Genomic DNA, 21,077 nt, shown 5'->3' with positions numbered 1-21,077 from the left:
CTCACATCTCGTTGTAGACCGGTCCTTCGCCGCCTTGCGGGGTGACCCAGACGATGTTCTGTGTCGGATCCTTGATGTCGCAGGTCTTGCAGTGCACGCAGTTCTGGGCGTTGATCTGCAGGCGGTCGGCGCCGTCGTCGTCCTTGACGAATTCGTAGACGCCGGCCGGACAGTAGCGGCTTTCGGGCCCGGCGTAGCGCGGCAGGTTGATCTCCACCGGCACCTTCGGATCCTTCAGGGTCAGGTGGATGGGCTCGTTCTCGTCGTGGTTGGTGTTGGAGATGAACACCGACCCCAGGCGGTCGAAGGTCAGCTTGCCGTCCGGCCGGGGATACTCGATGCGGGGGCAGTCGGCCGCCGGTTTCAGGCTGAGATGGTCGGGCTTGTCGTGATGCACGGTCCAGGGGAAGTTGCCCCTGAGCAGCCATTGCTCGATGCCGGTCATCAGCGTGCCCACCGTGCGTCCCTTCTTGAACCACTGCTTGAAGTTGCGCGCCTTGTGCAGTTCGTCATGGAGCCAGGATGCCTCGAATGCCTGCGGATAGCTGGCAAGCTCGTCGTGGCTGCGGTCGGCGGCGAGCGCTTCGAAGGCCGCCTCGGCCGCCAGCATGCCGCTCTTGATCGCGGCATGGCTGCCCTTGATGCGCGAGGCGTTCAGGAAGCCGGCCTCGCAGCCGACCAGCGCGCCGCCCGGGAACACCAGCTTGGGCAGGGCCAGCAGGCCGCCCGCAGTGATGGAGCGCGCGCCGTAGGCGATGCGTTTGCCGTTCTCGAAGAAACCTCGGATGGACGGGTGGGTCTTGAAGCGCTGGAACTCTTCGAACGGCGACAGCCAGGGATTGCTGTAGTCCAGGCCGACGATCAGGCCGACGGCGACCTTGTTGTCCTCCAGGTGATAGAGGAAAGAGCCGCCGTAGGTATCGGCATCCAGCGGCCAGCCGGAGGTGTGGATCACCAGGCCGGGCCGATGCTTGGCCGGATCGATCTCCCACAATTCCTTGATGCCGATGCCGTAGCTCTGCGGATCCTTGCCGGCGTCGAGCTTGAAGCGTTCGTTCAATTGCCGGCCCAGATGGCCGCGCGAGCCTTCGGCGAAAACGGTGTAGCGGGCATGCAGCTCCATGCCGGGCTGGTACTGGTCGGTGGGCTGGCCGTCGCGGCCCACGCCCATGTCGCCGGTGGCCACGCCCTTGACCGAGCCGTCTTCGTTGTAGAGGATCTCGGCAGCGGCGAACCCGGGAAAGATGTCCACGCCCAGGCTTTCGGCCTGCTCGCCCAGCCAGCGCGCGACCTTGCCCAGGCTGACCACGTAATTGCCTTCGTTGTGGAAACAGGGAGGCAGCAGCCAGTTCGGCGTGGCGAGCGCGCCGGTCTCGGACAGGAACAGGAAGCGGTCTTCGGTGACGGCGGTGTTCAGCGGCGCGCCCTTTTCCTTCCAGTCGGGGATCAGCTCGGCCAGCGCCCGCGGGTCGACGACGGCGCCGGACAGGATGTGGGCGCCGATTTCGCCGCCTTTTTCCAGCACGCAGACACCGATTTCGCGGCCATGCTCCGCGGCAAGCTGCTTGAGGCGGATCGCGGTGGACAAGCCGGCGGGTCCGCCTCCGACGATGACCACGTCATATTCCATCGACTCGCGTTCGGTGCCTTGCATGTAGAGGGTTCCTATGGGGGTGGGCCGGGCGCGTGGAACCGGCGGTTCGCCGTTGACGGAATGAGTTCCGCCATGCGGAAAGCCGCCCTGGGAGAAGCCTTCCGTTCGAAGTATCATTTCAGATTGTATTTCAAGCGGTTCGGATCGTAGGGCAACACGTTTAACGAGGAAGACAGCAATGAACAAAGTCTATGCGAGCGCTCGCGAAGCGCTGGCGGACATCGTGCGGGATGGGCAGACCCTGGCAGTGGGTGGATTCGGCCTGTGCGGCATTCCCGAGGCGCTGATCGCGGCCTTGCGCGACACCGGCGTCAAGGGGCTGACCTGCATCAGCAACAATGCGGGGATCGACGGCGTGGGCCTCGGGCAACTGCTCGAAACGCGCCAGATCCGCAAGATGATTTCCTCTTACGTGGGCGAGAACAAGGAATTCGAGCGGCAGTTCCTGTCGGGCGAACTCGAGGTCGAGTTCACGCCCCAGGGCACGCTGGCCGAGAAGCTGCGCGCCGGCGGCGCCGGCATTCCGGCCTTCTTCACCGCCACCGGCGTCGGCACCCAGGTGGCCGAGGGCAAGGAAATCCGCGAATTCGACGGCAAGAATTACGTGCTGGAGCGTTCGCTGGTGCCCGACGTGGCGCTGGTCAAGGCGATGGTGGCCGACAAGAGCGGAAACCTGATCTTCAACAAGACCGCCCGCAACTTCAACCCCAACGCGGCCATGGCCGGCAAGATCACGGTGGTCGAGGTCGAGCGCATCGTCGAGAAAGGCGAACTGGACCCCGATCAGATCCACCTGCCGGGAATCTATGTGCACCGGATCGTGCTGAACGCCACGCCGGAAAAGCGCATAGAACAACGGACGGTAACGGTCACCCGAGGAGAATGAGAGATGGCTTGGAGTCGCGATGAAATGGCGGCCCGCGCGGCGCGGGAGCTGCAGGACGGATTTTATGTGAACCTGGGGATCGGCTTGCCCACGCTGGTGGCCAACCATGTGCCGGAAGGGCTGGAAGTGTGGCTGCAGTCCGAGAACGGGCTGCTGGGCATCGGGCCGTTCCCGACCGAGGACAAGGTCGATCCGGACCTGATCAATGCCGGCAAGCAGACCGTCACCACCCTGGCGGGTTCGTCGATTTTTTCGTCGGCCGATTCGTTCGCGATGATCCGCGGCGGCAAGATCAACCTGGCGATCCTGGGAGCAATGCAGGTGTCCGCGAAGGGCGACCTCGCCAACTGGATGATCCCGGGCAAGATGATCAAGGGCATGGGCGGCGCGATGGACCTGGTGGCCGGCGTGGGCCGCGTGGTGATCCTGATGGAGCACGTGGCGCGCAAGAAGGACGGCACCGTCGACCTGAAGATCCTGCCCGAGTGCACGCTGCCGCTGACCGGCGTGGGCGTGGTCAACCGCATCATCACCGACCTGGCGGTGCTGGACGTGACGCCGCAAGGGCTCAGGCTGGCCGAGCTGGCGCCGGGCGTGACGGTGCAGGAAGTCGTCGACAAGACCGGCGTCGAGCTGGATACGTCCGCCGTTGCAGCCAGCGTGTAAAGAGCGGGGCAGGGGGCCGTTGCGCGCCATCCTCGCGGGCATCCTGCTGGCATGCGCGGCCCCGGCGCATGCCGAGGCCGGCGGTCCCTACATCCCGGCGGCGCTGGCCATTCCCGCCGTCGCCTCCCGGCCCGAGGCCTTCGTTCCCGATGGCTTCTCGCTCGAGAGCCAGGTCGAAGGCGATTTGGGCCTGGCCGGGCAGGGCGTCGCACAGGTCTATCGCAACGCCGAAGGACGCCGCGCGCTGCTGCTGGGCGCGCGCGGTGCCCAGGGTTTCCAGGCGACGGGATGGGGCTTCGTGCTGCCGTGCGCCACCTGCGGCGTGGACCTGCCGCCTGAACGCAATCTGGAGCTGGCGATACGCCAGCAGCGCGTCGTGGTGATCGACCGCAGCCTTTCCGCGTCCGAGCAGATCTCCACCTCGGCCGAACTGACCCTGTCCTACGATAGTGCGGAGCGGCGCTGGTGGCTGCAGTCGCTGCGCCAGCTCACCGTTTTCGAACGCACGGGCGAAGCCGAAGAGTCGCGCATCGACTACGAAACCGGAACTACGCGCGATGCCGTCGGCCGCTATGACGGCCAGGTGTTTTTTGCCGAGTCGGTGCGCTCCGAACAGATCGCGCCGCAGAAATTGCCGCTGGATGGCTTGACGCTGTACTAGCGTGCCGTCGCCTGGATAGGCCGCATGGTGGCATGTTCGGCTTGGCTGAGGAACACCTCGTTCAGGTTGGGAACGTGCGCGGCAGCGCAGCAGGACGCAGTTGGTCCTGGGCGCCGATGCGTAGTAACCCCCTCGGATACATCGATGCGCGCGGCGCCCCCCCGGGCGATGGCCGGATTAAGGTGGACTCCCTTTCCCCGAGCGAGTCCGCCATGCAGCGCTTCCACGGCACCTTCCCCTATCCGCGGCATCCGGTCCGGCCAGTCCTGAGCCGCGCGTCCGAACCCGACACGCCGCCCTACGGCTCCCTCCAGGACGCCTCGGGTTTTGAGCGGCCCCACGCCAGCCAACCCTATACCGGCCCGCTGCTCGATCTGCGCAACGACCTGGTCTTCAAGCTCCTGTTCACCAGCGCCCCGCACCTGCTGGCCGACCTGATCAACGCCGTGCGCCACGACCAGGCGCCGATCCAGGTCGAGCGGATCCTGAACCCGCACATCGATCCCACCGAACTGCACGGCAAGGCCATCGCCCTGGACCTGCTCGCCCGCGATACCGCCGGCCACCTCTACAACATCGAGATGCAGGTGCGCCACTACGAACAATGGCCCGCCCGCAGCGCCTACTACCTGGCCCGGGCGTTGTCGGGGCAGATCGAGCGCGGCCACGATTACCTCGCCCTCAAGCCCACCATCGCCATCCACTTCCTCGTCCAGGACCTGCTGGCCGATCCGGACCAGGCCGATTGGCGCTTCGAACTGCGCGACCAGCGCCAACCCGCGGTGCGGCTGGGAGAGACGCTGCAGCTGCATATAATCGAACTGCGCAAGGCCGAACGGCTCGGCCGCCTGCCGCCGGCCCTGTCGGCATGGGTTACGTGCCTGCAGCACGCCCAGGAGGAAGCCCGGATGAAAGACATCACCCACGAACCCGTTCATGAAGCGCTGGGCCGGCTCAAGGTGCTCACCATGGACGAGGACGCTCGCTGGCGGGCGTTCGCCCGCGAAAAGGCGATTGCCGATGAGGCCGCCGCGCTGGCCTATGCCACGCGCACCGGAGTGGAACGAGGGATGGCGCAGGGGCTGGAAAAAGGCTTGGAACAAGGCAGGCAGGAAGGTGGAGCTCATCTGCTGGCAAATCAGCTGTCCCGAAAATTCGGTCCGCTGCCGGATGCCGCGCTCGAGCAACTGCACGCCGCCACGGCAGCCGAACTGGAGACGTGGGCGCTGAATCTGCTCGATGCCGGCACGCTGGATGAGGTGTTTCACCCCACTCCCGCCTGACTGACCCTCGTTTTTCGCTCAGCTGCGCTGGCGTGCCAGCCACACGCCGGCGGCCGCGAGGGCCATCCCGGCCAGGGCAGGCCCCGTGAGCGTTTCCCCGAACATGATCCAGGCAATGAGCGCGGTGGCGGGCGGGGTCAGGTAGAACAGGCTGGCCACGTTGACTGCGCTGCCTTTGCGGATGAGCAGATTGAGCAGGGCCACCGCTCCCACCGACAAGACGACGACCAGCCACGCCAGGGCGAATACGAAGCTGCCGCTCCACGTCACTTCCATGGATTCCCAGAGGTATGCCAGCATCGCCATGACGACCAGGCAGGGTAGGTATTGGATGATGGCGCCGGTGCGCAGGTCGAAAGAAGGGCAGAAGCGCTTCTGGTACAGCGTGCCGGCGGTAATGCCCGCCAGCGCGGCGAAGGCCGGCACCAGCATGGCGAACAGCGCGCCGCCGGGCACGGCCGCGATCTTGCCGGCCACGACCAGCACGACACCGGTGAAACCGAGCGCCAGCCCTGCCCATTGGGCCGGACTTACGCGCTCGCCGAACAGAATGCCGGCCGCGAACGCGGTGATCAAGGGTTGCAGGCCGACGATCAGCGCCGCGATGCCGGAAGGCAGCCCGAGGCCGATGGCGATGAAGACGCCGCTCAGGTAGACCCCGTGCACGAGCAGGCCCGCGACGGCGATGTGGAGAAAGGCGCGGGGCGAGTCCGGCCAGGGCGCGCGCATGAGCAGGGCGACCGGCAATACCAGCGCGAGCACGGCCACGAAGCGCAGCGTGAGAAAGGTCATCGGTCCCGCATAAGGCAGGCCGAACTTGGCGCCGATGAAACCCGTACTCCAGAGCAGGACGAACAGCAGGGGGGTCGCCGAGTCGACGAAGCCGGACTTGGCGGCGCGGGCAGGGATGTTCATCTGGTTCGGAATGGGTCATCGATGTCGTTTCAGACATGGTACCGCGTGGCCGGGGCATGAGGCAGGATCCGCTGTGGCGGCCCGTCCATGGCGCGGACCGAAAAAGTTACCAGCGCGCCGGCCCACGTTCCGCGCAACAGCCGCTATAATTCCAATTTCCCGCAAGCGCTCGGCAAAACCGGGCGCAATTGGCAATGACCAAGTACGTATTCGTTACCGGTGGCGTGGTGTCTTCCCTGGGGAAGGGCATTGCCGCCGCGTCTCTGGCCGCTATCCTCGAATCGCGCGGCCTCAAAGTCACTCTCCTCAAGCTCGATCCCTACATCAACGTCGATCCCGGCACGATGAGCCCGTTCCAGCACGGGGAAGTCTTCGTGACCGAAGACGGCGCCGAGACCGATCTCGACCTGGGCCACTACGAGCGTTTCATCTCGACGCGCATGCGCAAGGTGAACAACTTCACCACCGGCCAGATCTACGAATCCGTGCTGCGCAAGGAGCGCCGCGGCGATTATCTCGGCAAGACGGTGCAGGTGATCCCGCACATCACCAACGAGATCCAGGATTTCATCGCGCGCGGCGCGAGCGCCGCCTGGGACGGCCAGACCGACGTGGCCATCGTCGAGATCGGCGGCACCGTGGGCGACATCGAATCGCTGCCCTTCCTGGAGGCCGCGCGCCAGATGAGCCTGCGCCTGGGCCGCGGCGGCGCCGCCTTCGTGCACCTGACGCTGGTTCCGTTCATCGCCTCGGCCGGCGAGCTCAAGACCAAGCCGACCCAGCATTCGGTGCAGAAGCTGCGCGAGATCGGCATCTATCCGCATGCACTGCTGTGCCGCGCCGACCGTCCCATCCCGGACGACGAGCGCGCCAAGATCTCGATGTTCTCGAACGTGCCGCTGGACGCGGTCATTTCGGTCTGGGACGTCGATTCGATCTACAAGATCCCGGGCATGCTGCAGAAGCAGGGCCTGGACGACCTGGTCTGCGAGACCCTGGGCCTGTCGCCGAGCCCGGCCGACCTGTCCATGTGGGAACAACTGGTCGAGGCCCGCGAGAACCCGGAAGAGGAAGTGCATATCGCCATGGTCGGCAAGTACGTCGACCTGACCGAGTCGTACAAGTCGCTGACCGAGGCGCTGGGCCATGCCGGCATCCATACCCGCAGCAAGGTGGTGGTGGATTATCTCGATTCCGAAGAGCTCGAGAGCCAGGGCGTGGATGAACTGGCCAAGTACGACGCCATCCTGGTGCCCGGCGGCTTCGGCAAGCGCGGCACCGAGGGCAAGATCCAGGCGATCCGCTACGCCCGCGAGCACGGCATTCCCTACCTGGGCATCTGCCTGGGCATGCAGCTGGCGGTGATCGAGTTCGCCCGCCACGTGGCCGGCCTGTCCGATGCCAACAGCACGGAATTCAATCCCGATACGCTCAACCCGGTGGTGGCGCTGATTACCGAATGGATGGACCGCGAGGGCCGCGTCGAGCGCCGCTCCAACGAATCCGACCTGGGCGGCACCATGCGCAAGGGCGCGCAGCGCTGTCCGGTCAAGCCCGGCACGCTGGCCCAGCGCATCTACGGCGACGAAGTCAACGAGCGCCATCGCCACCGCTACGAAGTGAACAACGTGTACGTGCCCAGGCTGGAAGAGGCGGGCCTGGTCATCAGTGCGCGCACGCCCACCGAGAACCTGCCCGAGATGATGGAACTGCCCACGCATCCCTGGTTCGTCGGCGTGCAGTTCCACCCCGAGTTCACCTCCACGCCGCGCAACGGCCATCCGCTGTTCTCGGCCTACATCCGTGCCGCGCGCCAGCACAAGCGCGAACGCGAGGCGAAGCAGGCGTAACGATGTCAGTGAGGCATGCATGAGCCAAAATAGTCTGAACCGCACGCACAAGATGTGCGGCTTCGAGATCGGCCTGCAGCGGCCGTTCTTCCTGATCGCCGGTCCCTGCGTGATCGAGTCCGAGCAAATGGCGCTCGACACCGCCGGCATCCTGAAGGAAATCACTGCCAAGCTCGGCATTCCCTTCATCTACAAGAGCTCTTTCGACAAGGCCAACCGCAGCTCCAGCAAGTCGTTCCGCGGGCTGGGCATGGATTTCGGCCTGAAGGTGCTGTCCGAGGTGAAGGCGCAGATCGGCGTGCCGGTGCTGACCGACGTGCACGAGGCCGACCAGGCGCAGCCGGTGGCCGACGTGGTCGACATGCTGCAGACGCCGGCCTTCCTGTGCCGGCAGACCGATTTCATCCGCGCCTGCGCGGCCACGCTCAAGCCGGTCAACATCAAGAAGGGCCAGTTCCTCGCCCCGCACGACATGGTCAACGTCGTGGCCAAGGCGCGCGAGGCGGCGATCTACGCCGGCGGCGACGGCAGCAACATTCTCGTGTGCGAGCGCGGCGCATCGTTTGGCTACAACAATCTGGTGTCGGACATGCGCTCGCTCGCTATCATGCGCGAAACGGACTGTCCGGTGGTGTTCGACGCCACCCACTCGGTCCAACTGCCGGGCGGGCAGGGCGCGACCTCCGGCGGCCAGCGCGAGTTCGTGCCGGTACTGGCGCGCGCGGCGGTGGCCGTGGGCATTTCGGGACTGTTCATGGAAACCCATCCCGATCCCGCCCACGCCAAGTCCGACGGGCCCAATGCCGTGCCGCTGGCGCGCATGGGCGAGCTGCTGGCATCGTTGATAGAACTCGACCGCGTGACCAAGCGTCACGGGTTTCTCGAAACCGATTTTCAATAACCCTAGAGACTCGATACTTATGAGCGCAATCGTAGACATCATCGGGCGCGAGATCATCGACTCCCGCGGCAACCCCACCGTCGAATGCGACGTGCTGCTGGAGTCCGGCGCCATGGGCCGTGCGGCCGTGCCGTCGGGCGCCTCCACCGGCTCGCGCGAGGCCATCGAACTGCGCGACGGCGACAAGTCGCGCTACCTGGGCAAGGGCGTGCTGCAGGCCGTCGAGAACGTCAACACCGAGATCGCCGAGGCGCTGATGGGCCTGGACGCCCAGGAGCAGGCGTTCCTGGACCGCACCCTGATCGACCTGGACGGCACCGAGAGCAAGGAGCGCCTGGGCGCCAACGCGATGCTGGCCGTCAGCATGGCTGTGGCCAAGGCCGCCGCCGAGGAATGCAGCCTGCCGCTGTACCGCTACTTCGGCGGCAGCGGCGCGATGAGCATGCCCGTGCCGATGATGAACGTGATCAACGGCGGCGCGCACGCCAACAACAACCTCGACATGCAGGAGTTCATGATCCTGCCGGTCGGCGCGACCAGCTTCCGCGAGTCGCTGCGCATGGGCGCCGAGGTGTTCCACGCGCTCAAGAAACTGATTCACGACAAGGGCATGTCCACCGCCGTGGGCGACGAGGGCGGCTTCGCGCCCAACGTGGCCAACCACGAGGCGGCCATCCAGCTGATCCTGCAAGCCATCGAGCAGGCCGGCTACGAGGCCGGCAGCCAGATCGCGCTGGGCCTGGACTGCGCCAGCTCCGAATTCTTCCGCGACGGCAAGTACCGCCTGGAAGGCGAGGGCGCCACGCTGACCGCCCAGGAACTGACCCACATGCTGGCTACCTGGTGCGACAAGTACCCGATCATCTCGATCGAGGACGGCATGGCCGAGAACGACTGGGAGGGCTGGAAGTACCTGACCGAACAGCTGGGCAAGAAGGTGCAACTGGTGGGCGACGACCTGTTCGTCACCAACACCCGCATCCTGAAGCGCGGCATCGAGCAGAACATCGCCAACTCCATCCTGATCAAGATCAACCAGATCGGCACGCTGACCGAGACCTTCGCCGCCATTGAGATGGCCAAGCGCGCCGGCTACACCGCCGTGGTGTCGCACCGCTCGGGCGAAACCGAAGACACGACCATCGCCGACATCGCCGTGGCCACCAACGCCATGCAGATCAAGACCGGCTCCATGTCGCGCTCGGACCGCATCGCCAAGTACAACCAGCTGCTGCGCATCGAAGAAGACCTCGGCGACATCGCCCACTACCCCGGCCGCGAAGCTTTTTACAACTTGAGGTAACCGGTGCTTATCGCTCCCCTGTGCGCCTTGCGGCCCACGATGCGTCAAGCCGACCGCGCCGGATCCAGGGAACAGCGGATCCGGCTCCGCCGGTCCGCCAGTTCCGCCCCCTGGGGGGCGCGCGTAAGCGCGTAGGGGGGGCCTAACCATGCGTCTGCTTACCTTGGTGATCGCCTTGCTGCTGGTGCTGATCCAGTATCCGCTATGGCTGGGCAAGGGCGGGTGGATGCGTACCTGGGAGCTCGAGCGCCAGCTCGACGCGCAGCGGCAGACCAACGAGGAATTGCAGACCCGCAATACCGCGCTGGATGCCGAAGTGCGCGACCTGAAGAGCGGCACCGATGCGATCGAAGAGCGCGCCCGCTACGAACTGGGCATGATCAAGGCGGGCGAGGCCTTCGTGCAGCTCGTCGATGGGCCTGCCCCGCCGGCGGCTGCCCCCGCCAGGCCGGCTCCCGCTGGCCAGCCTAGCGCGCCGGCACGGCGCTGAGCCGCGCTTTTCCAACCTTGCTGCGTGCGGCCAACAGATCGGCCGCATGGCCGTGTTCGCGTGCGGCCGACTGCATGGGCATGGCGATGTCCTTGCGTATGACCACCAGACCCGCTTCCCGAGCCCGCCGCACGTAGGCGTCGCGTTCATCCGCTCCAGCAAGCTGCCTGAGCAGCGCGCGCATCACCGGCCAGTAGGGGGCGTGCAGATAGGTAAGCCGCAGCACCAAGGTGTTGGCCTGGAACACCGTCTGCCCGGAACGCGGACCGACTCCGTTCCGGTAGCGGGACAGGTAGACGGTGTCGTGGCGCAGTCGCAGGTGATCGTGGTCGAGCTGGCGTGCCTGGCCTGTGCGCGCGGGCACGTCCGGGAAATCGTCGAAGCTGGCCGGTATCGGATTGAGCTGCTCGATTCGGGCCATGGGCATGCCGTGCGCATCGGCCCATGCCTGCATCTTTTTTCCTACTGCTTCTGCCAGCGCACCGGGGTCGGCTTGGCCGTCCACGCCCAGCGCGGGCGCCAGGGCGCGCTCGAAGGCTTCGGCCATGGCTGCCGGGTCGGCGCCGGCGACGGTGCCGACCCGTGCGGTCTCGAACAAGGCATAGCCGACGGCCTGGCGCGCCAGCATCCACCGGCCGGTTTCGAATGCGGCGCATGCGAGGAACAGCAGCGGCAGCGCGATGATGGTGAACTCCACCATGGCGGCGCCGGCAGCCGGGCGGGAGCGCGGGTGTGTCATGGGCAGGCCGGAGGATCGCAAGGACCTCCAGCCTGCGCCAAGGCGGGACGGGTGTCGATTGTGGGGACTACGTGCCCCCGGCGCTCAATGCCGCGTGCCGCTCTGGTGCTTCACCTTGGCGGAGGCGTTGGCGAACAGCTCCGCGCAGTCGACGGAGTCGAACTCGTAGCTTTTCATGCAGTAGTCGCAGTTGACTTCGACGCTTCCCTGTTCGGCGACGATGTCGTCCACCTCGTCCTTGCCCAGCCGCAGCAGCACGTCGGCCACGCGCTCGCGCGAACAGTTGCAGCGGTACCGGATGGGAGCCGGTTCGAAGGTCCGCAGGGTTTCCTGCCAGTACAGGCGCCTGACCAGCGCATCGGGGGCCAGCGTGAGCAGTTCGTCCGACTTGACGGTGTCGGCCAGGATGACGGCCCGTTCCCAGGCGTCTTCCGCAAGCGATTCGCCGGCGCCCTGCTGCAGGGTGCCGCCATGGCGGGGCAGCTGCTGGAGCAGCAGGCCGCCGGCGCATTGGGTGTCGGACGCCAGCCAGATGCGGGTCTGCAGTTGTTCGGAGGCCAGCATGTAGTGCTCCAGCGCCTGGGCGACCGAGTCGCCTTGCAGCGCGACGATGCCCTGATAGGGCTGCTGGCCGGGCTGGCGGTCCTGCGGGTCGAGAACGACCGAGAAGCGGCCGCCTCCATGCGTGTTGAGCAGGCTCTGGAAATTTCCGTCATCGGGCACGGCCTGGCCTTCGCGCAGTTTGACCGTGGCGCGCATGCCCAGGTCGGCGTGGCATTCGACGACGATCAATCCGATCGGACCGTCGCCTTGCAGTTGCAGCACGACCGTGCCATTGAACTTGATGCTGCCGGCAAGCAGGGCGCTGGCGGCCACCAGCTCGCCCAGCAGGCGCTGGACGGCGGGCGGATAGTCGTGGCGGGCCTGGATTTCCTGCCAGGTGTCGCGGATGGAGACGACCTCGGCGCGGACGGTCTGGTCCTCGAACAGGTATTTCTTGAGTTGGTCGGACAAAAAGCTGCTCCTGAATAGCGATGGTTCCTGGCGCCGCAGCCGGCGGGTTCGCCTGGAAGCGGGGGCATTGTACTGGGCCGCCGCGTGCGGCCACTACAATGCCCGCCATGAACGAGGAACTCGAATTGCGCCAGGCGGCGCGCGCACTGCTGGTGTTGCAGGATCCGGCCGAGAAGGCCGCACGTACGCGCGAACTGGGAGATGCCGCTTTATGTGTGGACGCCGCGCGCGTTTTGCAAGAGCCGGCGGACATTCCGGGCCGGCCGGCGCGCCCGGAACTGGTGTCGCCGCGCGACGTGCCGGTGCGCGGCGTGGCGTCCGTCGAAGCGCGCGCGGCCTTGCTGCATGCGCTGGCCCACATCGAGTTCAATGCCATCAATCTCGCGCTCGATGCGATCTGGCGCTTTGCCGGCCTGCCCGAGGCCTATTATTTCGATTGGCTGAAGGTCGCGCGAGAGGAGGCGCTGCACTACACCTTGCTGGCTGATCGCCTCCAAGCTCTGGGCTGGCGCTACGGCGATTTCCCGGCGCACGACGGACTCTGGCAGATGGCCGAGAAAACGCGCGGCGATCTGCTGGCGCGCATGGCGCTGGTGCCGCGCACGCTGGAGGCGCGCGGCCTGGACGCCAGTCCGGCCATACGCGCCAAGCTGGCCGGCGCCGGGGACGCCGCTGCTGCGGGCATCCTGGATATCATCCTGCGCGACGAGATCGGCCATGTCGCGATCGGCAACCGCTGGTACCGCTACCTGTGCGAACAGCAGGGCGTCGACCCGGTCGGGCACTACGCCGTGCTGGCCGCCGCCTACTGCGCGCCAGCCCTGCGCGGCCCGTTCAATCTGCCGGCCAGGCTGGCGGCGGGCTTCACGGAAGAGGAGCTGCGTTCGCTGGAGCGGGCGGCCATTTCCGCTGGCGCTCCTCCTCGATCTGCTTGAACGCCTGGCGTCGGATCTTGCCCGAAGGGGTGAGCGGCAAGGCGTCGACGAATTCGACGTGGTGCTGGCCGGGAATGTCGGCCAGCAAGGTATCGAGCTGCGCCGCGAGCGTTTCCTGATGGACCGTCGCCGCCTCGGGCGAGGCAGGTGTGACGGGCGCGTCCGGTTCAGGCGACTGCTCCGCATCAGCCGGGACGTCGGCCGGCGAGGGCGCCGATTCAGCCCCTTCGACCGCGGGAGATTCCTGGACCGGCTCCGCCGCATGCTGCGGCGCCACCGAGCGAACTATGTAAGCCTTGATGCCAGAGCCATCCGGGACGGGCAGGATGACCGCTTCGTCCACCTCGGGGTGCTGGCGCAGGCTGTCTTCGATGGGGCCGGGCGCGACCAGTTGGCCGCCGACCTGGAACATCTCGTCGATCCGGCCGAGGTGCCAGAGGTAGCCTTCCTCGTCCATGCGGGCGAGGTCGCCGGTGCGGTGCCAGGTGCTGTTGACCGGACGGCCGGTTTCCTCGCCACGCCAGTAGCCGGCGAAAAACGAGGGATCGGAATGGCCGTTGATGTCGTAGCGGTTGACTGCGATTTCCCCGGTCATGCCGGTGTCCACCGGCTGGCCGTGGGCATCGACGATGGCGATCTGGTGGCCGGGATAGGGACGTCCCATGCTGCCTGCGCGGACCGGCCACTTTTCGCTGCTCTGGCCGATGACCGTACCGATTTCCACCTGGCTGAAGGTTTCGTTGGGCGCCACGCCGAAAGCCGTCTGGCATCGCTCGAACAGCGCCGCGCCGAGCGCCGTGTCGGTGACGGCCAGGCTGCGCACGGCCAGCCGGTGGCTGGCCGAGGGGCAGGGATCGGCCTTGAGCAGGCGGCGCAGCTCGCGCGAGGTCAGCGCCAGGTTGGTGACCTGGTAGCGTTCCAGCAGGGCGAAGGCCTGGGCCGGAGCAAGCCTCTCACGTGTGCCGACCAGCGGCTGGCCGAAGTAGAGCGTGGGCAGCACGCCGCCGAACAGGCCGTGCGGGCTGCCCCATTCCGACGAGGTCCAGAGGATGTCGGCCGGCTGCGGGAACCAGTTCTGGGACGCGACGAAGCCCGGCAGGTTGCCGATGAGGGCCGCATGCGGCAGGACCACGCCCTTGGGAGCGCCGCTGCTGCCCGATGTGTAGAGAAGCAAGGCCGGGTCGGACGCCGAGGTGGGATGCATCTCGAAGGCGCTTTCCTGGCGGGCAAGCAGCGTGCGCCAGGAAAGTACCCGCGCGTCGCTGTCCAGGTCGATGCCGACGGCCTGGCGCAGCAAGGGGCAGTGCTCGGTGGCGGGAAGCAAGGCGGCGGCCGCGCTGCCGTCGACGATGGCGATGCGCGCTTCGCTGTCGCGCAGCCGCTGTTCGTAGGTCTGGGTGTTCAGCTGGACCGACAGCGGAACGGTGATGGCGCCCATCTGGTAGGCGGCGATATGGGCTACCACGGCTTCGGGACGCTGCGGCAGCGCGATGGCGACGCGGTCGCCGCGCTGCACGCCCATCCGCCGCAGCCCGTTGGACAGGCGGTTGGCGTATTCCTGCAAGCGGCCATAGGTCCAGATTTCACGGCGGCCCGAGGCATCTTCGGCATAGATCGCCAGGCGCCGGGCATCCGCGCTCGCGGCGGTCCAGCGGCGGCAACAGAGATCGGCTATGTTGAGGCGTTGCGGAACCCACCATCGGAACGTGGTGTAGAGTGCCTCGTACTGGTCTTCCATAACCCTCCGCTTGGAAATCAGGATCTGGTCCGGCCAGGTCGGCGGACGGGGTGCGCTGCGTGATATAGCAATCATTACTGACCTGACCGACAACCGCAATAGCTTTGGTGTGTCGCTTTGGTGCATCGCGCAGTCTGCCGCAGACCTGGCCAGCCGGCTTTTCCCCGCCAACCGGTATTTACGTCATTCTTATTCTGCCAGCCATGTACGAACCGCTAGCGCCTTCCCGTTCGGAGTATCTCCAAATTCGGGGTTTGCGTCACCATTTTCGTTGCTGGGGCGAGCGGGATGCGCCTTTGCTGCTTGCTTTGCACGGCTGGATGGATTCCTCCGCGTCGTTCCAGTTCATCGCCGACCGTCTGGCGGGCCGCTATCGCATTGTCGCCCCCGACTGGCGCGGCTTCGGCAAGACCGCGTGGAGCGGGGGCGACAGCTATGAAGTCGGAGAATATCTCGGGGATCTCGACGCTTTCTGCCGTCATTTTTCGCCATCTTCGCCGCTGTTGCTGCTGGGACATAGCATGGGCGGCAATATGTCCATGCTTTATGCCGGGGTGAGGCCCGAGCGCGTCGCAGCGGTGGTGAACCTGGAGGGGCTGGGCCTGCCCGCCGTGGCCGCGCAGGCGGTGCCGGCGCGGCTGCGGCAGTGGCTGGACCAGATCGCCGCCGGAGCCAGGCTGGGCGACTACGACGATGCAGCGGCCTACGCCCAGCGGATGCTGCGCGACAATCCCCGCCTGGACCCTGATCGCGCCTTGTTCCTGGCCAGCGAGAATGGCCACGAAGCCGGCGGGCGCTGGCGTTTGCGGGCCGACCCCGCGCACAAGATCGTCAACCGCGTGGCCTACCGGATCGAGGAGGTGCTGGCGTGCTGGCGCGCCATTGCGGCGCCCGTGCTGTGGGTGGAGGCCGCGGAGAGCGCGCAGCGCGCACGGATGCACGCATTGCCCGACTATGCCGGAAGGCTGGCGTGCGTTGCTTCGATGCAACGCGCCGAAGTGGCCGATGCGGGGCACATGCTGCACCAGGAGCGTCCGGCCGAGGTGGCGGACCTGGTCTCCGGTTTCCTGGAGCGGTTCGCGCCGGTGCCGGCGGCCGGGCCTACAATGGGAGCATGGACGCCACCTTGAACATCGATCTGCACTGCCATTCGCAGGTTTCGGACGGCCTGCTGGCGCCGGCCGACCTGGTCGCGCGCGCGCATCGCAATGGCGTGGACGTGCTGGCGCTGACCGACCACGACGAGGTCGGCGGGCTGGCCGAGGCCGGCGCGGCCGCCCAGGCGCTGGGGCTGCGTTTCGTGACAGGGGTGGAGATCTCCGTGACGTGGGCGGGCGAAACCGTGCACATCGTCGGGCTGCGCATCGATGCGCAGGATCCGGTCCTGGTCGAGGGGTTGCGGATGACGCGCTCGGGGCGGGAGCGCCGGGCGCGCGAGATGGCCGGACAATTGGCCGCGGTGGGCATCCCGGGTGCCTTCGAGGGAGCGCTGGCCCACGTCGGCAATCCGCAGTTGATCAGCCGCACCCATTTCGCCCGGTTCCTGGTTGACGAAGGTGTCTGCAAAGACGTCGGCGAGGTATTCAAGCATTACCTGGTCGAGGGCAGGCCCGGCTATGTGCCGATGCGCTGGGCCACGCTGCCCGATGCCGTGGGCTGGATCCTCGGAGCGGGAGGCGTGGCGGTGATCGCCCATCCGGGCCGCTACGATTACACGCCGCTCCAGTTCGACGCCTTGTACGACGAGTTCCTGCAACTGGGGGGCACCGGCATCGAGGTGGTGACCGGCAGCCATGCGCCGGAGCAGTTTCGCGAGTATGCGGACGTGGCGCGGCGCCATGGGTTCCTGGCCTCGCGGGGATCGGATTTCCATGGTCCCGTGGAGAGCAGGGTAGACCTGGGCGGCCTGCCGCCGCTGCCGTCCAATCTGACGCCTGTGTGGCGCGACTGGTTCTGAATTCCTATGAACAAGGCTTTTGTCAAAGAATCCGACTCTCAGGACGACGAGGATCTTCCCGAACACCTGGCCCTGCCGGCGGGCGTGCGCAACTACATGACGCCCGAGGGCTACGATCGCCTGCGCGGCGAACTGATCCATCTGATGAACGTGGAGCGGCCGAGCGTGGTGCAGATCGTGTCGTGGGCCGCGTCCAATGGCGACCGCTCGGAGAACGGCGACTATCTCTACGGCAAGAAGCGCCTGCGCGAGATCGACCGCCGCATGCGCTTCCTGACGCGGCGGCTGGACGTTGCCGAGGTGGTGGATGCGTCGCTGCAGCCCAACCGGGACCAGGTATTCTTCGGCGCGACCGTGACTTACCTGGACAAGGCTGGCGAGGAACACGTGGTGACCATCGTCGGCGTGGACGAAGCGGAGCCGCTGCAAGGGCGGATCAGCTGGATATCTCCCGTGGCGCGGGCGCTGATCAAGGCGCACGAAGGCGAGACGGTCATGCTGCGCACGCCGGCCGGGGTCGACGAACTGGAAATCCTCGAAGTGCGGTATCCAGAGAAGAAGTAGACGTCTCTCGCCTTGACACGCCCTAATCCCAGGAAACCGCGGATCCGGCTCTGCCAGTCCGCCGGTTTCGCCCCATCATGGGGGGCGCGCGTAAGCGCGTAGGGGGGCTATCCCCTCATGCGCACGATGCGCTGGACCTGCGGAACGCGCCGCACGTAGCGGATCACGCGCGCAAGGTGCTGGCGGCTTTCGACTTGCAGGGAGAAGTGGACGGCCACGGTGGCGGAGGCTTCGTCCTGCATGGACACGTGGGTGATGTTGGCGTCGGCGGCGGAGATTTCCGCGGCGACGCGGCCCAGGACGCCGCGTTCCTGGCGCAGGATGACGTCGATGCGCACGTTGAAGTGGCGCGAAGTCTGTTCGTCCCAGGCGATGTCGAGCCAGCGTTCCGGTTCGCGGGCGCGTTGGCGGCGGGCGTTGGGACAATCTTCGGTGTGGACGATCAGGCCGTGGCCCAGGCGTATGTAGGCGACGATGGCGTCGCCGGGGATGGGGGTGCAGCACGGGGCCAGCTGCACCGCCAGGCCTTCGTTGCCCTGGATGCGGATGGGCGTGCCCGAGCCTTGTTCGGCATAGCGCTCGACCTGTTCGGCGGTGGTCGAGATCGGGTCGCCCTCGGGGGTGAAGCGGCGCGCGACCACGGCCGCGAGCCGCTTGCCCAGGCCGATGTCGGCCAGGATCTCGTCGCGCGAGCGGGCGCCGCTGCCGCGCGCGAGCTTGTCCCAGATCGGGTCGGCCGCATCGGGCATGGGCAAGTCCATGGACTTGAGCGCTTGCGCGAGCAGGCGTTCGCCGAAGCTGACGGATTCTTCGTATTTGACGGTGCGCAGGTAGTGGCGGATTTCCGAGCGCGCCTTGCCGGTGCGCACGAAGTTGAGCCACTGGGCGTTGGGACGCGCGTTTTCCGCGGTGATGACCTCGACCGCGTCGCCGCTCTTGAGCTCGGTGCGCAGCGGGACGAATTCGGTATTGACCTTGGCGGCGACGGTCTGGTTGCCGATGTCGGTGTGGATGCTGTAGGCGAAGTCTATGGGCGTGGCACCGCGCGGCAGCGAAATGATCTTGCCGCGCGGGGTGAAGACGTAGACGGCGTCGGGGAAGAGGTCGACTTTGACGTGTTCCAGGAATTCGCTGCTGTCGCCGGTCTGCCGCTGGATGTCCAGCAGCGACTGGAGCCACTGATGGGTGCGCTTCTGCAGGTCGTTGAGGTTGACGTCCGAGGTCTTGTACAACCAGTGCGCCGCGACGCCGCTTTCCGCGACCTGATTCATGTCTCGGGTGCGGATCTGGAATTCCACGGGCGTCCCGTAGGGGCCGACCAGCGTGGTGTGCAGCGACTGGTAGCCGTTGACCTTGGGAATGGCGATGTAGTCCTTGAACTTGCCGGGCACCGGCCGGAACAGCTGGTGCAGGGTCCCCAGGGCCAGATAGCACTCGGGCTGGCTGTTGACGACGATGCGAAAGCCGTAGATGTCCAGGACTTCGGAGAACGATTTTTTCTGCAGCAGCATCTTGTGATAGATGCCGTACAGATTCTTTTCGCGGCCGTTGACTTCGGCCTCGATGCCGGCGGCCGGCAGCGCCGCGCGGACGGAGTCGTGGATCTTGCTGACGAGTTCGCGCCGGTTGCCGCGCGCGGCCAGCACGGCCTTGCGCAGCACCTGGTAGCGGAACGGGTTCATCGCCTCGAAGCACAGTTCCTGCAGCTCGCGGTAGATGATGTTCAGGCCCAGGCGGTGGGCGATGGGCGAGTAGATCTCGAGGGTCTCGCGCGCCACGCGGCGGCGCTTCTCGGCGCTGACCGCGCCCAGCGTGCGCATGTTGTGCAGGCGGTCGGCCAGCTTGATCAGGATGACGCGCACGTCGCGCGCCATCGCCAGCAGCATCTTGCGGAAGTTCTCGGCCTGCTGGTCGGCCTTGCTGGCGAATTCCAGCTTGTCCAGTTTGGACAGGCCGTCCACCAGGTCGGCGACTTCGGTGCCGAAGCGCTCGATCAGCTCCTGCTTGGAGATGCCCTGGTCTTCCATGACGTCGTGCAGCAGGGCGGCCATCAGCGCGGCGGCGTCGAGCTTCCAGGCTGCGCAGATCTCGGTGACCGCGATCGGATGGGAGATGTAGGGCTCGCCGCTGGCGCGGAACTGGCCGAGATGGGCCTCGTCCGAGAAGCGGTAGGCTTCGCGCACGCGGCGGACTTCTTCCGGGGAGAGGTACTGGGATATGGTCTCGGCCAGCGGGGCGAAGGAGACGCCCGCGGGCGCGGAGGCGGGCGCGCCGGCCTGAGTGGCTGCTGCGGACGATGTTCCGGCAGAACTGCCGGAACGCGATGAAGAGACTGGAAATCCCATGGTCGCCTCAGACGAAACAGGCCGGGCGACGCCAGCCTGCTCCTGGTGCTGCGGGCGGTATTGCCGACAGCGAGACCGGAATGGTCCTGTAGATCAGGTGGGTACCTTTTTCAGCATTTCCACCCCCGTCATGCCGGAGGCGACTTCGCGCAGCGCGGTCACGGTGGGCTTGTCCCGGGTTTCGAGCTTGGCGGCATGGCCTTGGGCGAGCTGGCGGGCGCGATAGGTGGCGACCAGGGTCAGCTTGAACCGGTTGGGGATTTGCTTCAAGCAGTCTTCTACGGTGATACGTGCCATGAGGGTGGGCCTCTGAAAAACGGGGCGTGCGGATACGCCGGGTCAAAGCGGAGCGGAAGTATGCGGAATGCCCAGTTCGGAGAACAGGTTGGCATGACGCGCTGCCTGGGAACGAAAACGCAGCCTGGCGGCGGTGACGATGGTCGTCAAGTCTGCCAAGGCTGCGCTAAAGTCTTGATTAATAATAACATATTCGAATTCCGGGGCATGCGCGAACTCGCCGCCCGCCGCCAGCAGCCGGCGCGCGATGACGTGGGGTTCGTCCTGGCCGCGATCGGTCAGGCGCGCCTCGAGCGCTTCGATGGACGGCGGCAGGATGAAAATGCCTATGGCGTCCGGGAAGCGGCTGCGCACCTGGCGCGCGCCCTGCCAGTCGATTTCCAGCAGCACGTCGTTGCCGTCCTCGGTCTGGCGCAGGATCCAGTCGCGCGGCGTGCCGTAGTAGTTGCCATGGACTTCGGCCCATTCCAGCAGGGCTTCCTCGCGCTCCATCTTCTCGAAGGCCGGTACGGAGACGAAGTGGTATTGCTGGCCGTCGGTCTCGCCGGGGCGGGGGGCGCGGGTAGTGCAGGAAATCGACAGGCGGATTTCCGGCCGCGCCTGGAGCAGCGCATTGACCAGGCTGGATTTTCCGGCGCCGCTGGGAGCGACGACCATGAAGACGTTACCGGCGCGTGGGGGCATGGAAAATTCGGGGAGCAAAGACCATAGTGTACTGTCCCCGAAAGCCCCGCGCATGAAAATGCGCCACCTGACCCAGATATCACTGACCCAGGGCGCCGCGGATCCGGCTTTGCCGGTCCGCCAGCGCCGCCCCCTTGAGGGGGCCCGCGTAAGCGGGTAGGGGGTGGGCTTCCCTTCGCGCGTCAGCGCGTAGGG

Annotated in this window: 20 protein-coding genes; 12 read left to right on the top strand and 8 right to left on the bottom strand. The window is 66.5% G+C overall.

Going from position 1 to position 21,077, the window contains the following annotated elements; all coding sequences use genetic code 11:
* Nucleotide 1: 1 nt before the first annotated feature.
* The gene (locus PIGHUM_RS23575) at nt 2–1,630 is read right to left on the bottom strand and encodes an electron transfer flavoprotein-ubiquinone oxidoreductase (RefSeq protein WP_124082216.1); all 1,629 of its coding nucleotides are present in this window, start codon (nt 1,628–1,630) and stop codon (nt 2–4) included.
* 202 nt (nt 1,631–1,832) lie between these two features.
* Between PIGHUM_RS23575 and PIGHUM_RS23570 the strand changes: the two genes are divergently transcribed.
* The 4 genes from PIGHUM_RS23570 (at nt 1,833) to PIGHUM_RS23555 (ending at nt 5,150) form a co-directional block, all read left to right on the top strand.
* Entirely contained in the window at nt 1,833–2,540 is a 708-nt protein-coding gene (locus tag PIGHUM_RS23570; RefSeq protein WP_124082205.1) for a CoA transferase subunit A, read from the top strand.
* Between the two features lie 3 nt (nt 2,541–2,543).
* The gene (locus PIGHUM_RS23565; RefSeq protein WP_124082204.1) at nt 2,544–3,206 is read left to right on the top strand and encodes a CoA transferase subunit B; all 663 of its coding nucleotides are present in this window, start codon (nt 2,544–2,546) and stop codon (nt 3,204–3,206) included.
* Between the two features lie 19 nt (nt 3,207–3,225).
* Nucleotides 3,226–3,867: a hypothetical protein gene (locus PIGHUM_RS23560; protein ID WP_124082203.1), complete on the top strand. Its 642-nt coding sequence runs from the start codon at nt 3,226–3,228 to the stop codon at nt 3,865–3,867.
* Between the two features lie 182 nt (nt 3,868–4,049).
* A complete protein-coding gene (locus PIGHUM_RS23555) occupies nt 4,050–5,150 on the top strand; it encodes an Rpn family recombination-promoting nuclease/putative transposase (protein ID WP_222929331.1) in 1,101 nt (366 codons plus the stop codon).
* An 18-nt stretch (nt 5,151–5,168) separates the two neighbouring features.
* Here PIGHUM_RS23555 and PIGHUM_RS23550 read toward each other — a convergent pair whose 3' ends face one another.
* Nucleotides 5,169–6,065: a DMT family transporter gene (locus tag PIGHUM_RS23550; protein WP_124082201.1), complete on the bottom strand. Its 897-nt coding sequence runs from the start codon at nt 6,063–6,065 to the stop codon at nt 5,169–5,171.
* Between the two features lie 194 nt (nt 6,066–6,259).
* Between PIGHUM_RS23550 and PIGHUM_RS23545 the strand changes: the two genes are divergently transcribed.
* The 4 genes from PIGHUM_RS23545 (at nt 6,260) to ftsB (ending at nt 10,609) form a co-directional block, all read left to right on the top strand.
* On the top strand, nt 6,260–7,915 hold the full coding sequence (locus PIGHUM_RS23545) for a CTP synthase (RefSeq protein WP_124082199.1): 1,656 nt from the start codon (nt 6,260–6,262) through the stop codon (nt 7,913–7,915).
* Between the two features lie 19 nt (nt 7,916–7,934).
* Nucleotides 7,935–8,816, top strand: a complete 882-nt coding sequence (gene kdsA / locus PIGHUM_RS23540) for a 3-deoxy-8-phosphooctulonate synthase (protein ID WP_124082198.1) — start codon at nt 7,935–7,937, stop codon at nt 8,814–8,816.
* Nucleotides 8,817–8,835: 19 nt separating this feature from the next.
* Nucleotides 8,836–10,119, top strand: coding sequence for a phosphopyruvate hydratase (eno, locus tag PIGHUM_RS23535; RefSeq protein WP_124082196.1), 1,284 nt, complete (start codon nt 8,836–8,838; stop codon nt 10,117–10,119).
* A gap of 148 nt (nt 10,120–10,267) precedes the next feature.
* The gene (gene ftsB, locus PIGHUM_RS23530; protein ID WP_124082194.1) at nt 10,268–10,609 is read left to right on the top strand and encodes a cell division protein FtsB; all 342 of its coding nucleotides are present in this window, start codon (nt 10,268–10,270) and stop codon (nt 10,607–10,609) included.
* Here ftsB and PIGHUM_RS23525 read toward each other — a convergent pair.
* Both PIGHUM_RS23525 and hslO read right to left on the bottom strand, forming a co-directional pair.
* Nucleotides 10,587–11,348, bottom strand: a complete 762-nt coding sequence (locus PIGHUM_RS23525; RefSeq protein ID WP_124082192.1) for a TadE/TadG family type IV pilus assembly protein — start codon at nt 11,346–11,348, stop codon at nt 10,587–10,589. The two genes, ftsB and PIGHUM_RS23525, sit on opposite strands and share 23 nt — an antisense overlap.
* 84 nt (nt 11,349–11,432) lie before the next feature.
* Entirely contained in the window at nt 11,433–12,362 is a 930-nt protein-coding gene (hslO, locus tag PIGHUM_RS23520) for an Hsp33 family molecular chaperone HslO (protein WP_124082190.1), read from the bottom strand.
* Between the two features lie 98 nt (nt 12,363–12,460).
* Between hslO and PIGHUM_RS23515 the strand changes: the two genes are divergently transcribed.
* Nucleotides 12,461–13,297 (top strand): ferritin-like domain-containing protein, encoded by an 837-nt coding sequence (locus PIGHUM_RS23515; RefSeq protein ID WP_124082188.1) that lies wholly within the window; start codon nt 12,461–12,463, stop codon nt 13,295–13,297.
* Here the strand turns inward: PIGHUM_RS23515 and PIGHUM_RS23510 are convergent.
* Nucleotides 13,227–15,035, bottom strand: coding sequence for an AMP-binding protein (locus tag PIGHUM_RS23510; protein ID WP_160142404.1), 1,809 nt, complete (start codon nt 15,033–15,035; stop codon nt 13,227–13,229). The genes PIGHUM_RS23515 and PIGHUM_RS23510 overlap by 71 nt on opposite strands.
* A 203-nt stretch (nt 15,036–15,238) precedes the next feature.
* Here PIGHUM_RS23510 and PIGHUM_RS23505 point away from each other — a divergent pair, with 203 nt between their 5' ends.
* The 3 genes from PIGHUM_RS23505 to greB are packed head-to-tail and all read left to right on the top strand — an operon-like array spanning nt 15,239 to nt 17,556.
* Nucleotides 15,239–16,165, top strand: coding sequence for an alpha/beta fold hydrolase (locus tag PIGHUM_RS23505; protein WP_124082212.1), 927 nt, complete (start codon nt 15,239–15,241; stop codon nt 16,163–16,165).
* A complete protein-coding gene (locus PIGHUM_RS23500; RefSeq protein ID WP_124082184.1) occupies nt 16,150–16,992 on the top strand; it encodes a 3',5'-nucleoside bisphosphate phosphatase in 843 nt (280 codons plus the stop codon). The genes PIGHUM_RS23505 and PIGHUM_RS23500 overlap by 16 nt, the downstream gene beginning before the upstream one ends.
* A 6-nt stretch (nt 16,993–16,998) precedes the next feature.
* The gene (gene greB / locus PIGHUM_RS23495; RefSeq protein WP_124082182.1) at nt 16,999–17,556 is read left to right on the top strand and encodes a transcription elongation factor GreB; all 558 of its coding nucleotides are present in this window, start codon (nt 16,999–17,001) and stop codon (nt 17,554–17,556) included.
* A gap of 107 nt (nt 17,557–17,663) precedes the next feature.
* Here the strand turns inward: greB and PIGHUM_RS23490 are convergent, their stop codons facing one another.
* The 3 genes from PIGHUM_RS23490 to gmk all read right to left on the bottom strand — a co-directional run bounded on the left by PIGHUM_RS23490 (nt 17,664) and on the right by gmk (nt 20,882).
* Entirely contained in the window at nt 17,664–19,901 is a 2,238-nt protein-coding gene (locus PIGHUM_RS23490; RefSeq protein WP_124082180.1) for a RelA/SpoT family protein, read from the bottom strand.
* A gap of 93 nt (nt 19,902–19,994) precedes the next feature.
* Nucleotides 19,995–20,198: a DNA-directed RNA polymerase subunit omega gene (rpoZ, locus tag PIGHUM_RS23485; RefSeq protein WP_124082178.1), complete on the bottom strand. Its 204-nt coding sequence runs from the start codon at nt 20,196–20,198 to the stop codon at nt 19,995–19,997.
* Nucleotides 20,199–20,240: 42 nt separating this feature from the next.
* A complete protein-coding gene (gmk, locus tag PIGHUM_RS23480) occupies nt 20,241–20,882 on the bottom strand; it encodes a guanylate kinase (RefSeq protein ID WP_124082176.1) in 642 nt (213 codons plus the stop codon).
* Between the last annotated feature and the right edge of the window lie 195 nt (nt 20,883–21,077).

Source organism: Pigmentiphaga humi (genome assembly GCF_900606115.1).
Lineage (GTDB): Bacteria > Pseudomonadota > Gammaproteobacteria > Burkholderiales > Burkholderiaceae_B > Pigmentiphaga > Pigmentiphaga humi.
The sequence above is the reverse complement of the archived record's forward strand: the minus strand, read 5'-3'. Positions and strand labels throughout refer to the sequence as shown.

What these genes read in the sequence shown, in the direction of transcription:
- PIGHUM_RS23575 (WP_124082216.1), bottom strand. Translation starts at nt 1,630, where the DNA reads ATGGAATATGACGTGGTCATCGTCGGAGGCGGACCCGCCGGCTTGTCC.
- PIGHUM_RS23570 (WP_124082205.1), top strand. Translation starts at nt 1,833, where the DNA reads ATGAACAAAGTCTATGCGAGCGCTCGCGAAGCGCTGGCGGACATCGTG.
- PIGHUM_RS23565 (WP_124082204.1), top strand. Translation starts at nt 2,544, where the DNA reads ATGGCTTGGAGTCGCGATGAAATGGCGGCCCGCGCGGCGCGGGAGCTG.
- PIGHUM_RS23550 (WP_124082201.1), bottom strand. Translation starts at nt 6,065, where the DNA reads ATGAACATCCCTGCCCGCGCCGCCAAGTCCGGCTTCGTCGACTCGGCG.
- PIGHUM_RS23545 (WP_124082199.1), top strand. Translation starts at nt 6,260, where the DNA reads ATGACCAAGTACGTATTCGTTACCGGTGGCGTGGTGTCTTCCCTGGGG.
- kdsA (WP_124082198.1), top strand. Translation starts at nt 7,935, where the DNA reads ATGAGCCAAAATAGTCTGAACCGCACGCACAAGATGTGCGGCTTCGAG.
- eno (WP_124082196.1), top strand. Translation starts at nt 8,836, where the DNA reads ATGAGCGCAATCGTAGACATCATCGGGCGCGAGATCATCGACTCCCGC.
- ftsB (WP_124082194.1), top strand. Translation starts at nt 10,268, where the DNA reads ATGCGTCTGCTTACCTTGGTGATCGCCTTGCTGCTGGTGCTGATCCAG.
- PIGHUM_RS23525 (WP_124082192.1), bottom strand. Translation starts at nt 11,348, where the DNA reads ATGACACACCCGCGCTCCCGCCCGGCTGCCGGCGCCGCCATGGTGGAG.
- PIGHUM_RS23515 (WP_124082188.1), top strand. Translation starts at nt 12,461, where the DNA reads ATGCCCGCCATGAACGAGGAACTCGAATTGCGCCAGGCGGCGCGCGCA.
- PIGHUM_RS23510 (WP_160142404.1), bottom strand. Translation starts at nt 15,035, where the DNA reads ATGGAAGACCAGTACGAGGCACTCTACACCACGTTCCGATGGTGGGTT.
- PIGHUM_RS23505 (WP_124082212.1), top strand. Translation starts at nt 15,239, where the DNA reads ATGTACGAACCGCTAGCGCCTTCCCGTTCGGAGTATCTCCAAATTCGG.
- PIGHUM_RS23500 (WP_124082184.1), top strand. Translation starts at nt 16,150, where the DNA reads ATGGACGCCACCTTGAACATCGATCTGCACTGCCATTCGCAGGTTTCG.
- greB (WP_124082182.1), top strand. Translation starts at nt 16,999, where the DNA reads ATGAACAAGGCTTTTGTCAAAGAATCCGACTCTCAGGACGACGAGGAT.
- PIGHUM_RS23490 (WP_124082180.1), bottom strand. Translation starts at nt 19,901, where the DNA reads ATGGGATTTCCAGTCTCTTCATCGCGTTCCGGCAGTTCTGCCGGAACA.
- rpoZ (WP_124082178.1), bottom strand. Translation starts at nt 20,198, where the DNA reads ATGGCACGTATCACCGTAGAAGACTGCTTGAAGCAAATCCCCAACCGG.
- gmk (WP_124082176.1), bottom strand. Translation starts at nt 20,882, where the DNA reads ATGCCCCCACGCGCCGGTAACGTCTTCATGGTCGTCGCTCCCAGCGGC.